Source organism: Streptomyces sp. LZ34, from assembly GCF_053890475.1.
The window spans coordinates 3,658,631-3,671,061 of sequence record NZ_CM132680.1 but is presented as its reverse complement, the minus strand read 5'-3'; the positions used below and the strand labels follow the sequence as shown (position 1 = coordinate 3,671,061).

Genomic DNA, 12,431 nt, shown 5'->3' with positions numbered 1-12,431 from the left:
CGATGTCACAGACCACCCCCACCATGGCCGCCCTGACCGATCCCCGAACCGGTACGGAGCGGCTGTCCGTCGCCGTCGGCCGCGCACGGGAGACCGGCGCGGCCGTGGCAGCGGCCCGCGCGGCCCAGCCCGCCTGGGCCGGTCTCACCCCCCGCGACCGGGCAAGGCGCCTGCTCCGGTTCGCGGACCTGATCGAGGAACGGTCCGCCGAGTACGCGCGGGCCGAGCGGGCCGGCACCGGCAAGCCCGCGGCGGAGGCAGCAGGCGAGGTCGGGAACTGCGCCGATCTGCTGCGCTTCTACGCCGGTGCGCTGCGGGCCGACACCGCGCCGGCCGCCGGCCGGCGCATGCCCGGACGCGAGAGCTGGGTGCGGTGGGAACCCCTGGGGGTCGTCGCGGCGATCGTGCCCTGGAACTACCCCCTGATGATGGCGGCGTGGCGCATCGGCCCGGCGCTCGCCGCCGGCAACACCGTCGTCCTCAAGCCCGCCGTGACCACCCCCGACACCGCGCTGCTGCTGGCCAGGGACGCGGCCGAGACACTCGGCCGCGACGTGCTGCGGACCGTGCCCGGCGACCGCGACACCGGCCGCCGGCTGGTCGCCGACGGCGTCGACGCGGTGGCGTTCACCGGCAGCGTGGCGGGCGGCCAGGACGTCGCCGCGCGGGCGGGACTGCGCCGGCTCAGCCTGGAACTCGGCGGCAACTGTCCCGCCCTGGTGCTGCCGGACGCCCCCGATGACACCTGTGACGCGCTCGTGCGGGCCGTCACCTACAACGCAGGCCAGAGCTGCGCCGCCCCGGCCCGAGTGATCACTCTGCGGCAGAACCACGACCGGGTCGTCGAGGGGCTGGCCAAGGCGATGAGCGACCGGCGCGCCGGAGCCGACTTCGGGCCGCTCAACAACGCCGACCAGGCCGCCCGCTACGACCGCGTCATCGAGAGCAGTGCGGCGGGCGTCGACCACGTCGCGGCTATCGCCCCGGCACCGGGGGAGGAGGGCGGCTACTGGCGGCCCGGACGCATTCTGGCCGATCTCGCGCCCGACGACGCCGCGGTGGTCGAAGAGGTGTTCGGACCCGTGCTCACGGTGCAGGCGGCGGACGGCGCCGAGGAGGCCGTGGCGCTCGCCAACTCCGTGCCGCAGGCCCTCGCCGCGAGCGTATGGGGCTCCGACACGGGCACCGTACTGGCCCTGGCCGGTGAGCTGAACGCCGGCGAGGTCTGGGTCAACTGCCATCTGGACCAGACCGCGGAGCTGCCCCACGGCGGCCGCGGCAGTTCGGGACACGGCACGGACATGAGTGTGCTCGCGCTCGCGGAGTACCAGCGTCCCAAGACCGTCACCGTACGAATCGGCAGGCACTGAAGGAACTGAAGGAACTGAAGGAGTGGCCACGATGTCCTCGCCCCAGGCGCCGCCCACCGATCCGCACCACACCGGACCGCCCTCCTGGCGCTGGCAGACGGCTACCGGAGCCGACGAGGTGCACACGCTGCTGACCTCGTGCGACGCCCATCAAGCGGCGATATCCGGCACTCCCGCCCCACGGCGGCGCCAGGAGACCACCCGGCGCCTGGTGGAGTCCGGTTCGGTGCACCTGCTGCGCCACACCACCGGGCCGGCCGGCATGTTCACCCTGACTCGGCGGCCGCCCTCCGGCACGGACGAGGAGGTGTTCCCGCCCGCCGAGCGGCCCCTGTATCTCTCCCGGCTGGCCGTCGCCCCCGCGTGGCTGACGGCCCCGGCACTCGTCGGGCTGCGGTGCTTACGCCGGGCTGTGGAGGTGGCGGCCGGCATGGGCGGCGACGTGCTGCGCGCACAGGTCAACCCCGACCTGCGCGACACCTGCGCCTTGCTCGGCCTGCTGGACTTCACACCCTGCGGCCCGACATTCGACGACGGGTCAGGCAGGCGCCACGCCCACCTGCACAGGCTCCTGGGCCCGGTGGCAGCCGGCGCGGGAAAGGACTGACCGGCATGGCGGCGACCATACGACGCGAGACGGTCGGGACCACCACCGGGCACGCGGGCCAGGGGCCGACCCGGGTGGACGCCTACACCCTCGACACCGGCCAGGGTCTGGCCGTCACCGTGTGGACCTACGGCGCCGGCCTCGTCGAGGTGCTGGTGCCCGACCGCGAGGGACGCCCGGAGAACGTGGTGGTGCGCCTTCCGGACCTCCCCAGCTACGAGGACCGGGCGCGCAATCCCTACGTCGGCTCGACCGTCGGCCGGTACTGCCGCTGCGTGGCGGGCGGCCGTATGGTGCTCGACGGGGTCGCGTACGAGCTCGACCGCAACGACGGGCCGCACCACATCCACGGGGGAGGCACCGGCTTCGACCGGTACGTGTGGCGGGCCCACCCCGAGCGGCGCGGCGACGCGGCGGCGCTGCGCCTGCGCCTGGACAGCCCGGACGGCGACCAGGGCTACCCCGGTGCGCTGTCCGCCGAGGTGGTCTACGAGGTGGCGCCCGGCGGGCGGCTGACCTTCGCATACCGGGCCACCACCACGGCGAGCACCGTGGTGAGCCTGACCAATCACGCCTTCTGGAACCTGGCCGGGTCCAGCACGGTCGACGGCCACACGCTGGCGGTCAACTCCACCCGGACAACCGTCTTCGACGACCAGCTCATCCCGCTGCCCGGCCCCCCGGCCGACATCGCGGACACCCGGCTCGACTACTCCAAGGCCACCACCATCGCGGACCACACGCTCGACAACTGCTTCGTCCTGGACGATCCGGCATGGGCCGCCGAGCTCCACGATCCGGTGTCCGGGCGCACCATGCGCGTGGTCACGGACCAGCCCGCGGTCGGGGTCTACACGGCCGACGGTTTCACCGGGCGGCGGCGATCGGGGATCTGCCTGGAGGCCGGAGCCCTGCCCGACGCGCCCAACCGCGACGACTACCCCCCGGTCCGCCTCGACCCCGGCCAGGTCTACCGCCATCGGACCGTTCACCACTTCTCGGCCGGCTGACTCGGCGCCCCGCCCGCAGCGGCATCCCAGCGGAAGGAAAGAAACCCATGGACCCCCTCATGACCTCCGTCGCCCAGGCGGTGCGGCGCCGAGCCGAAACGGACGTTCCGGCGACCGAGCTCGACCCGGACACGGACCTGTCGTCACTCGGGCTGACCTCGCTCGGCGTGGCGGGCCTCCTCGTCGACCTGGAGGCGAGCCTCTCCGTGCGGTTCCCCGAGGACGCCGTCACCCCCGAGGTGTTCCGCACCATCCGGACCCTCACGGACGCCGTCCGCGCGCTGAGCACCCCATCCCCGAACTGAATCCCCGAACTGACATGTCTTTCCTGTCAGGAAACCCCGAGACGATCAGGAGCGAGCCGGAACCGATGCAGATTCACGAGGACACCGTCCGGGTCGGCATCCACTCGGGCCAGCAGTACCGCACCTTCCACCAAGCACTCGAGCTGTGGCAGCGGGCGGAGGAGCTCGGCTTTGACTGGATATCCCTCTTCGACCACTTCCGGCCGCCCCTCGGCGGTCCGGCCGGACCGTGCTTCGAGGGGCTGTCGCTGCTCTCCGCGCTGGCGGCACGCACCACCCGCATCCGCTGCGCCGTGCTCGTCTCGGCGGTGACGTGGCGGCACCCCGCGCTCGCCGCCGCCGCGGCGGCGACCGTCGACCATGTCTCCGGCGGCCGCCTGGAGTTCGGGCTCGGCGCGGCCGGACCCGACCTCGCCTACGAGCAGTACGGCATACCCTTCCCGTCCGCCGGGACGCGGCTGGACATGCTGGACGAGGCATGCCACGTCATGCGGGGCCTGTGGACCGGCGAGTCGACCACCTTCGAAGGCACGCACTTCCGGCTCACCGACGCCCATCTGGAACCGAAGCCGGTTCAGCGCCGCCTGCCCCTGGTGATCGGCGGCGAGGGGAAGAAGCGGATGCTGCGCATCGTCGCCGAGCACGCCGACATCTGGAACACCCTCGCCGGCACCCCCGACGCCTACCGCTCCACACTGAGCAGCCTCGAGGGCCACTGCGCCGCGGTGGGACGCGACCCGCAGGACATCCGCAAGTCGGTGACCTTCCGAGCGGTCCTCGGCGAAGACCCACGTGAGGCCGAGGAGCGCGCCGAGGAACTGCGGCGGCGCATCGGAGCCGACTCACCCGTCTGGTCGGAGTACGTGGTCGTCGGCACACCCGAGCAGTGCGTCGAGCGTCTGCGGCCCTACCTCGCCCTCGGTGTGCGGGACTTCCTGCTCGGCGCACGCCCGCCGGTCGACTGGCGCACATGCGAACTCTTCGCCCGGCATGTCGCACCCGCCCTCCGGGCCCACCGGGCCGGCTGAGACCACGGCCGGCCCCGTCATGTCACGACCCGGGCCGGCGCCCGGCACCGCCCGCATCTCCGCACCCCACGAACAGGAAGGATGACATGGGAAGTTACTACTACGAGGACGGCTTCGCGCACTTCTTCGACGGTCAGTACACGGGCTGGACGCACACCTTCTCGCCCCGGCTCGCCGACCACCTGGACCGGCAGCTGCTGCCGGACCGCTCGGTCCTCGACCTGTGCTGCGGCACGGGGGTGACCGCCTCGGTCCTGTCCGCCGCCGGATGGAAGGTCACCGGGGTCGACGGCTCCGCCGCCATGCTCGACATCGCGCGCAAGAAGCTCGCCCCAGAAGTCGACAGCGGAGCGGTGACCCTGCTGGAGGCGGACGCCCGCAGCTTCCGCATCCCCGACCCGGTGACCGCCTGCGTCAGCCTGGACGGTGCTCTCAACCACCTTGAGTCGACGGCAGAACTGACGCGCTGTTTCACGGCGGTGCGTGAGGCGCTCGTCGATGGCGGGGAGTTCGTCTTCGACCTGTTCACCGCGTCCCACTTCCGCCACTGGAACAACGTCACGCTGACGGACGGCCCCGACGCGGTCGTCGTCAAGCGCGGCGTCTGGGACGACGAGGCCAGGACCGGCATGCTGCGCGTCTCAGGCGTCCTCGGGACGGGCCCCGGATGCGTGCGCGTGGACCAGACCCTGCGCAGCTGGGAGTACGACGCGGACCAGGTGTCGCAGGCGCTCACCGCTGCCGGACTGGTCCCCGTCGGGCACGAATTCGAGCCCGGTTACCTCAACTGCGAATCGGGTTCCTGCTCCCGGACCAGCGTCCCCTGCCGCACCCTGCACCGCGCCGTGAAACCCGCTGCCGCATGAGCTTTCGCCCGCCGTCCGTGAACATCTGGCGCAGTACGTGGCCGACCGGGCGCCGAGGGGGTACCCGAGGGCGATGGCGCCGCCCTGCGGGTCGGGGCCGGGACGCCGCGGCGGGAGTGGCACTCACGGGCAGCTTTGGCGACCGTGAGCCGACGCGGTGGCTCCATCCCACGGGCCCGGGATCGTGCGCATCGCACTCCGTGGCGAGGAACCGTCGGTCGCGCAGGCCGTGTCCGGCGCACTGCGCGGCCTGATCCACGGCGGTCCCCGTGCCCTGGCGTCCGCCATCACCGGTTACCGGAGCACCGGCAGGCCGCTGGCCCTGGGACATCGGCCGATACGACGCCGGCGATCCCGTACTTCGAAGAAGCGGGTCAGCTGGTGTCGGCCGCGGGAGCCCTGCGCGATCAGGAACGGATCAGGCGGCGCCTTCGGTAATTTTCATTCCCGAGGATGCTTCGGTGATGACCGTCGTCGTCGAGTGGCCTCCCGGTGACCCCGGGGCCGCTCCGCACCGCCACTCGGGGCCGGCTTTCGGCTACGTGATCGAGGGAGCGGTCCGTTTCGAGCTCGAGGGCGAGCCGGAGCGCGTGGTCAAGGCCGGTGGGACGTTCTGGGAGCCGGGCGGTGACGTGATCCATTATCAGGACGGCAACGCCCTGCCGGACGCGTCGACCAAGTTCGTCGTGAACATGATCTGCGAGCCGGGCCAGCCGATGCTCATATTCGTCGACGAGGAGGAACTGGCGCAGCGGGCGCACCTGCGTGCCCCGCGTCCCTCCGCGGGCTGACCCGCGCGTTCGATCCGGGGTGGCGGAGCCCGGGGCCCTCGTCCGGGTCCCGGGCTCCGTCATGTCGGCGGCCGGAGCGTCACCTGTTTGACCGGTGACGAGTCCTGTGCGACAGTCATCGAGCACGCTCGGCACCGGAAAACGCGGAGGGTTTCACATGATCAACAGGCGCGCCTTCAGCAAGGCCCTGGGCACGAGCGCGGCGGCTGTTTCCCTGGTCGGCACGCAAGGCATCCCGGCCGCCTCCGCCGCCACACCGAACGGGGCCGCGGCGTCGGCCGGGCCCACGGCCGACGCCGGCGCGCACGCCACTTTTCCGCGGTTGAAGCAGGTCAGGGCCGGTCTGCTCAACGTCGGCTACGCCGAACTGGGCCCCGCCCACGGGCCTGCGGTCATATGCCTGCACGGCTGGCCCTACGACATCCACAGCTTCGTCGACGTCGCTCCCCTGCTGGCCGAGGAGGGCTACCGGGTGATCGTCCCCTATCTGCGCGGCCACGGCACGACGCGCTTCCTTTCGGACCGGACGTTCCGGAACGCCCAGCAGTCGGCCGTCGCCCTCGATATCGTCGCCCTGATGGACGCCCTCAAGATCGAGCGGGCCGTCCTGGCCGGCTTCGACTGGGGATCGCGCACCGCCGACATCATCGCGGCGCTCTGGCCCGAGCGGTGCAAGGCCCTGGTGTCGGTGAGCGGGTACCTCATCACCAACCTCGAGGCCAACCTCAAGCCCATTTCGGCGAAGGCCGAGTACGCCTGGTGGTACCAGTACTACTTCTCCACGGAGCGAGGCCGGCTCGCCATGGAGGACAAGACCCACCGCCGCGAGGTCGCCAGGCTCGTCTGGGAGACCGTCTCCCCGACCTGGGACTTCGACGACGCCACCTTCGAGCGCACGGCGGCGGCCTTCGACAACCCCGACTACGCGGACATCGTCATCCACAACTACCGCTGGCGGCTGAGCCTCGCCGACGGTGAGCGCCGCTACGACCATCTCGAGAAGCGGCTCGCCGCACGACCGTTCATCGAGGTGCCCACCATCACCCTCGACCCCGAGCGCGACCCCTTCACGGCACCGGGCAACGGCACCTCGTACCGGGACAGGTTCACCGGCGAGTACGAGCACCGCACCCTGGCGGGAGTCGGTCACAACCTGCCCCAGGAGGCGCCCACGGCCTTCGCCCGGGCCGTCGTCGACGTGGACCACTTCTGACCGGATCGGTCAGCGACTGAGCGGAGGTTGGCGATGGAAATTCAGAGAACCATAGACAATGCCAGTGCCAGCGACAGTGCCGCCGCGGCACGTCACGTACGGTTCGGCACGTTGCCCGAGCGCGTTCGCGTCGAGGACATGGTCGAAGAGAAGCAGGCGACGCCGAACGGCTCGGCGAGCGACGCCCATCACCCCGAAGGATCGTGGATGTCCTTCTCCTGCCTGGCCGCCGACCTGGGCCTCTGAGCCATTCATTTGCTCTTCCCCGTCCGTTACCGGACACCGTCCTGTGGTCGCACTCCCGGGGCTCATAAACGGCTACAACACGTACCACACCTTCCGCGCCGCGGGCCGGGAGTGGCTGGTGCTCGCCCTGGACTGGCGGCCCTCCGCGAAGGGCATCGCCTGGGCGCGGGAGGTCATCGCGGAGCACCCCAGAACTCCCGTCCTCCTCACCACGCACGAGCTGGTCTACGCGGACCGGGAGGGTGAGGAGGCACGGTTCTCCGACCATGGGCAGTGGCTGTGGGACGAGCTGATCGCGGACCACGACCAGATATTCCTGACGCTCAACGGCCACTACTGGCCGCCGGCCCGCACGATCCGCGAGAACACCGCGGGCCACGACGTCCATCTGCACATCCCAACTATCAGGACCGCTACTACGGCGGCGCCGGGATGATCCGCCTCTACCGGTTCGACCAGGGGGACCGGAACGGCGCGCCCGTCGAGGACTCCGTGCGGATCACCGACCACTCCGGCCGCGGCAACCACCTCACCAAGGTCACCGTCCCCGGCAGCCCCGCCGACGCCCTCACCTGGTCCGATGAATACCACCCGGACCAGCCGGGCCACGGCAGCCTGGCCTTCCACGGCGACAAGCCCCCGCTGCGCGGCGCCTGTCTGCGGACGGCCGACGGCGCCCCGCTGAACGGCGCGACCTTCCGCTCCGGCTACACCGTCGAGGCGTTCCTCAAACTGCCCGCCGACTGGGACGCTGGGCGCAACGCCTGGTCGGGACTGCTCAGCCGACGGGGCCGCAGCGGCGAGGCCGGAAAGACCGGTGGTGACACGGACGAGCCGGTGGTCACCCTCTCGCTGTCCGACGGCCATGGGCTGCCGCTGAACACCTGGTGGCATGCGGCGGTGGTGAATGACGGACGGCACACCACGATGTATGTGGACGGCTGCCCGGTGGCGCGCAACCCCTCGACCGTGGCCACCGGACTCACCACCCTCGGGCTGCCCTGGCTGCTGGGCGGCTATGAGTACGGCGGGAAGATCGACCAGGTCATGAACGGCTGGATCGGCGACGTCCGGGCCGTGGACCGAGCGCTGCCGGTGCGCGACTTCATGTGCGCCTGAGCGAACGAGCAGGCTGCCGTCAACCGACCTGGCGTCAGCCCATCTGGCGGTCACCAGGTTTCACGGAAGTTTCCCTTCCGCACGACCCTTGGCAAGGCGCTCAACTGTGTTTATGGTGCAGTGCAATGCTACACAGCACTGGAGGTCGGATGGATCAGCGGACCGTGACGCCCCTGGGCGGCTCACGCGTGCGTATCACCGGGGGGCTGCTGGCCGACTGGCAGCGGCGCAACCGCGAGGCCACCGTGCCGCACACGATGGAGCAGCTCAGGAAGGCGGGCAATCTCGACAACCTGAGCCGCCTGCTGCCCGAAGTGCCCGGGGCGCCCGGGGAGAAGCGGCACGACACGCCCTATCGCGGCCGGTATCCCTTCCTGGACACCGACCTCTACAAGACCTTGGAGGGCCTGGCCTACGAGCTGGCGCTGCCGGACGGCGGCGGCCGGCAGGCGATGCGGGACTTCTACGAGGAGACCGTGGGCCTGCTGGAGCGGGTCCAGGCGCCGGACGGCTACCTCAACTCCTTCTTCCAGGACCCCGACTGCGCCAAGGCCCCCTGGGAAGATCTTGCCTGGGGCCATGAAATGTACAACCTCGGTCACCTCATACAGGCCGCGGTCGCCGCTCACCGGCAGCTCGGGGACAGACGTCTGCTGGACGTGGCCATCCGCTTCGCGGATCTGGTGGTGGAGCGCTACGGACCGCGGGGCGAGGAAGCGGTCTGCGGCCACCCCGAAGTCGAGATGGCTCTGGTGGAGCTGTGCCGGGAGACCGGCGACGAGCGGTATCTGACCCAGGCCCGGCTGTTCGTCGACCGCCGCGGCCGGGGCACCCTGGAGTCGCGGGTCTTCGGTTCCCACTACTTCCAGGACCACGTGCCGCTGCGCGAACTCCCGTCGGTGACCGGACACGCGGTGCGGATGGCCTACCTGGCCGCGGGCGCCGCCGATGTGTCCCAGGAGACCGGAGACCAGGAACTGCTCGACGCGCTGCGGCGGCTGTGGGACGACATGGTGGCGACCAAGCTGTATGTGACGGGAGGGCTGGGCAGCCGCCACTCCGACGAGGCCGTGGGGGACCGTTACGAACTTCCCTCCGAGCGCTCCTACAGCGAGACCTGCGCGGCGATCGGCACCATGCAGTGGGCCTGGCGGATGTTCCTGGCCACCGGCGACGCCCGCTATCCCGACGTCCTGGAACGCGTCCTGTACAACGCGTTCGCCGTGGGTCTGTCAGCGGACGGGCGCGCCTTCTTCTACGACAACCCGTTGCAGCGGCGTGCCGACCACGACCAGCGCAGCGGGGCCGAGGAGGGCGGCGAGCCGCTGCGCCGGGCCTGGTTCGGCTGTCCCTGCTGCCCTCCCAACGTGGTGCGCTGGATGGCCCAGCTCGCCGACTTCCTCGTCGCCGAACGCGCGGGGGAGCTGCTGGTCGCGGGGTATGCGCAGGCTCATGTGGACGGCGAGGAAGTCGCGCTGGACATGGCGACCGGCTATCCGTGGGACGGCGAGGTGCGGCTCACCGTGCGCCGTGCGCCCGACCGGCCGTACCGGATCTCGCTTCGCGTGCCCGGCTGGGCGGACGCCGGGCAGGTCCGGCTCACGGTGGGCGAGGAGCCCCCGGCCGGGGAGGTGTCGGCCGGCTGGCTGACCGTCGAGCGGCGCTGGCGCCCGGGTGACGAACTGCGGCTCAGTCTGCCCATGCCGGTCCGTGGCCATGTCTCCCACCCCTACCTGGACGCGACGCGCGGCACGGTCGCGGTGGCCCGGGGGCCGCTGGTCTACTGCGTGGAGCAGCAGGACTGCACGGCCGGCGTCGACGACGTGGTGATCGGCGCCGAGCACATCGCGGCCGCCCAAACAGCCGTCGCCCCGGCAGGGGCGGTGCTGATCGAGATCACCGCAGATGTCGCACCGCCACCCTCACCCGAGCTGTATCCCGTGCTCACGGCCGGTCCGCGGCAGGCCCCTCCCGGCTCCGGCACCGGCTCCGATACCGCCGAGCTGACCCTCGTTCCGTACTTCGCGTGGGGCAACCGAGAGCCCGGCCCCATGCGGGTGTGGATCAGAAACACCTGATCACCCCCGCCCGTAACTCCCCCCACCTGTAACTCCCCCACGCGTACGTCCCCCCGCGTACGCCCTTGTCCGTACGTTCCTCACTTCCGGAGAAGGCCCATGAGAAGAGCCGTCCTGTCCTGCGCCGCCCTGTGTACCGCCATCCCCCTGACCCTCACCGCCTGTAGCGGAGGCGGCCCCGCCGCCTCCGGCCAGGCCAAGCCCACCGCGGACCCCGCCACCGGCGGCACCGTGCAGTTCCTGGAGAAGCCCGATTTCTCGCATCTCGATCCGGCACGCGGTTTCGACGGCGGGGTCAACAACTTCTACCGTCTGATCTACCGCACCCTCACCACCCGGGAGGCGGCCGGTCCGAACAGCGACGGGACGAAGATCGTCGGCGATCTGGCCACCGACACCGGCCGGCCGTCCGACAACAACAAGACCTGGACCTTCACTCTCAAGAAGGGGCTGTTCTTCCAGAACGGCGCCCCGATCACCAGCCAGGACGTCAAGTTCGGCGTGGAGCGGGCCTGGGATCCCGACGCGGGCATCGGCTCGCCCTACGCCAAGCAGGTCATCGCCGCACCCGCGAACTATGAGGGCCCCTACCGGTCGGGCGATCTGGACACCATCGACACCCCCGACGAGCGCACCATCGTCTTCCATCTCAAGAAGTCCTACCCGCAGTTCTCGAGCGTGACCGCACAGCCGAACTTCACCCCCTTCCCCAAGGGCACCGGCACCAAGGCCGCCTTCGACACCAAGCCGATCGCGTCCGGCCCGTACCAGGTGGCGAGCTACCGGCGGGGCTCCTCGCTCAAGCTGGTCCGCAACAAGCACTGGAAGCGCTCCTCCGACACGGTGCGCGCCGCCCGCCCGGACAGTTTCGTCTGGACCTTCGGGCTGGACGCGGCGACCATCGACGAGCGCCTGATAGCGGGGCAGGGCAAGGACATCAACGCCATCGGCCCCAAGGTGCAGCCCGCGACCATCGCCCGGCTCCGCACGGCGCAGCTCAAGCAGCGCACGCTCTCCTCCGTGACCGGCTGCACCACGTACATGAGCCTGAACACCACCAAGGGGCCGCTCCGGGACATCCGGGTGCGCCAGGCGATCGAGTACGCCGTCAACAAGCAGACCACGGTGGACGCGCTCGGCGGCTCCGCCCTGGCGACCGCGGCCACCTCCATCGAGCCGCCGTCGATCCCCGGCCGGGACGCCACGGATGTGTATCCCTCCAAGGACGGCACCGGCGATCCGGCCGCCGCCCGCAAACTGCTGGCGAAGGCGGGCCTGGCCAAGGGCTTCACCCTCACCGTGGACACCCGTGCCAACGCCACCGAGCAGGCGGTGGCGGTGGCCGTCCAGCAGGGGCTGAAGCGGGTGGGCATCAACGTCAAGATCAACACCATTGACACCTCGACCTTCTACGAGGTCATCGGCACGCCCTCGCAGCAGCACGACGCGGCGCTCACCGGCTGGTGCCCGGACTGGCCGGGCGGCACCACCTTCCTGCCGCCGCTGTTCGACGGACGCAACATCTCCGACAAGGGCAACTCGGTGCTCTCCATGCTCGACGACAAGAAGATCCAGAAGCGCATCGACGAGATCGCGGGGATGAGCGACGAGAAGGCGCAGAACGAGGCCTACGGCAAGCTCGACGCCGAGATCATGAAGCTCGCCCCGATCGTGCCGCTCAACTACAGCAAGAACGTCCTCGTGGTCGGCTCCAACATCGCGGGCGCCCACACGACGATCTCGTACAGCGGCGGGATCGACTACGTCGGCGTCGGCCTCGCGGACCCGAAGAAGTAAC

11 protein-coding genes and 1 pseudogene are annotated in these 12,431 nt (G+C 70.8%); all 12 read left to right on the top strand.

Going from position 1 to position 12,431, the window contains the following annotated elements; translation table 11 throughout:
* Positions 1 to 2: 2 nt before the first annotated feature.
* Complete coding sequence (locus tag ACWY4P_RS14175; RefSeq protein WP_456210904.1) at positions 3 to 1,370, top strand: aldehyde dehydrogenase family protein; 1,368 nt, start codon at positions 3 to 5, stop codon at positions 1,368 to 1,370.
* Positions 1,371 to 1,401: 31 nt separating this feature from the next.
* Positions 1,402 to 1,977: a hypothetical protein gene (locus ACWY4P_RS14170; protein ID WP_456210903.1), complete on the top strand. Its 576-nt coding sequence runs from the start codon at positions 1,402 to 1,404 to the stop codon at positions 1,975 to 1,977.
* Between the two features lie 5 nt (positions 1,978 to 1,982).
* A complete protein-coding gene (locus tag ACWY4P_RS14165; RefSeq protein ID WP_456210902.1) occupies positions 1,983 to 2,987 on the top strand; it encodes an aldose epimerase family protein in 1,005 nt (334 codons plus the stop codon).
* A 47-nt stretch (positions 2,988 to 3,034) separates the two neighbouring features.
* The gene (locus ACWY4P_RS14160; RefSeq protein WP_456210901.1) at positions 3,035 to 3,292 is read left to right on the top strand and encodes a phosphopantetheine-binding protein; all 258 of its coding nucleotides are present in this window, start codon (positions 3,035 to 3,037) and stop codon (positions 3,290 to 3,292) included.
* A gap of 65 nt (positions 3,293 to 3,357) precedes the next feature.
* Complete coding sequence (locus ACWY4P_RS14155; RefSeq protein ID WP_456210900.1) at positions 3,358 to 4,320, top strand: LLM class flavin-dependent oxidoreductase; 963 nt, start codon at positions 3,358 to 3,360, stop codon at positions 4,318 to 4,320.
* 86 nt (positions 4,321 to 4,406) lie between these two features.
* Positions 4,407 to 5,186 carry a class I SAM-dependent DNA methyltransferase gene (locus ACWY4P_RS14150; protein ID WP_456210899.1) on the top strand — a complete coding sequence of 260 codons (780 nt, stop codon included), beginning with the start codon at positions 4,407 to 4,409 and terminating at the stop codon, positions 5,184 to 5,186.
* 329 nt (positions 5,187 to 5,515) lie between these two features.
* A complete protein-coding gene (locus ACWY4P_RS14145; protein ID WP_456212920.1) occupies positions 5,516 to 5,977 on the top strand; it encodes a cupin domain-containing protein in 462 nt (153 codons plus the stop codon).
* Positions 5,978 to 6,134: 157 nt separating this feature from the next.
* Entirely contained in the window at positions 6,135 to 7,190 is a 1,056-nt protein-coding gene (locus ACWY4P_RS14140; protein ID WP_456210898.1) for an alpha/beta fold hydrolase, read from the top strand.
* A gap of 33 nt (positions 7,191 to 7,223) precedes the next feature.
* Positions 7,224 to 7,436 carry a hypothetical protein gene (locus ACWY4P_RS14135; protein WP_456210897.1) on the top strand — a complete coding sequence of 71 codons (213 nt, stop codon included), beginning with the start codon at positions 7,224 to 7,226 and terminating at the stop codon, positions 7,434 to 7,436.
* 67 nt (positions 7,437 to 7,503) lie between these two features.
* Positions 7,504 to 8,555 (top strand): annotated as a pseudogene (locus tag ACWY4P_RS14130) (LamG-like jellyroll fold domain-containing protein); the annotation flags it as partial.
* Between the two features lie 149 nt (positions 8,556 to 8,704).
* Positions 8,705 to 10,633 (top strand): glycoside hydrolase family 127 protein, encoded by a 1,929-nt coding sequence (locus ACWY4P_RS14125; protein WP_456210896.1) that lies wholly within the window; start codon positions 8,705 to 8,707, stop codon positions 10,631 to 10,633.
* A gap of 99 nt (positions 10,634 to 10,732) precedes the next feature.
* On the top strand, positions 10,733 to 12,430 hold the full coding sequence (locus ACWY4P_RS14120) for an ABC transporter substrate-binding protein (RefSeq protein WP_456210895.1): 1,698 nt from the start codon (positions 10,733 to 10,735) through the stop codon (positions 12,428 to 12,430).
* The last annotated feature ends 1 nt before the right edge of the window (position 12,431 follow it).

Coding starts and splice junctions, on each gene's coding strand:
- ACWY4P_RS14140 (WP_456210898.1), top strand. CDS start 6,135: ATGATCAACAGGCGCGCCTTCAGCAAGGCCCTGGGCACGAGCGCGGCG.
- ACWY4P_RS14175 (WP_456210904.1), top strand. CDS start 3: ATGTCACAGACCACCCCCACCATGGCCGCCCTGACCGATCCCCGAACC.
- ACWY4P_RS14135 (WP_456210897.1), top strand. CDS start 7,224: ATGGAAATTCAGAGAACCATAGACAATGCCAGTGCCAGCGACAGTGCC.
- ACWY4P_RS14150 (WP_456210899.1), top strand. CDS start 4,407: ATGGGAAGTTACTACTACGAGGACGGCTTCGCGCACTTCTTCGACGGT.
- ACWY4P_RS14120 (WP_456210895.1), top strand. CDS start 10,733: ATGAGAAGAGCCGTCCTGTCCTGCGCCGCCCTGTGTACCGCCATCCCC.
- ACWY4P_RS14170 (WP_456210903.1), top strand. CDS start 1,402: ATGTCCTCGCCCCAGGCGCCGCCCACCGATCCGCACCACACCGGACCG.
- ACWY4P_RS14160 (WP_456210901.1), top strand. CDS start 3,035: ATGGACCCCCTCATGACCTCCGTCGCCCAGGCGGTGCGGCGCCGAGCC.
- ACWY4P_RS14125 (WP_456210896.1), top strand. CDS start 8,705: ATGGATCAGCGGACCGTGACGCCCCTGGGCGGCTCACGCGTGCGTATC.
- ACWY4P_RS14165 (WP_456210902.1), top strand. CDS start 1,983: ATGGCGGCGACCATACGACGCGAGACGGTCGGGACCACCACCGGGCAC.
- ACWY4P_RS14155 (WP_456210900.1), top strand. CDS start 3,358: ATGCAGATTCACGAGGACACCGTCCGGGTCGGCATCCACTCGGGCCAG.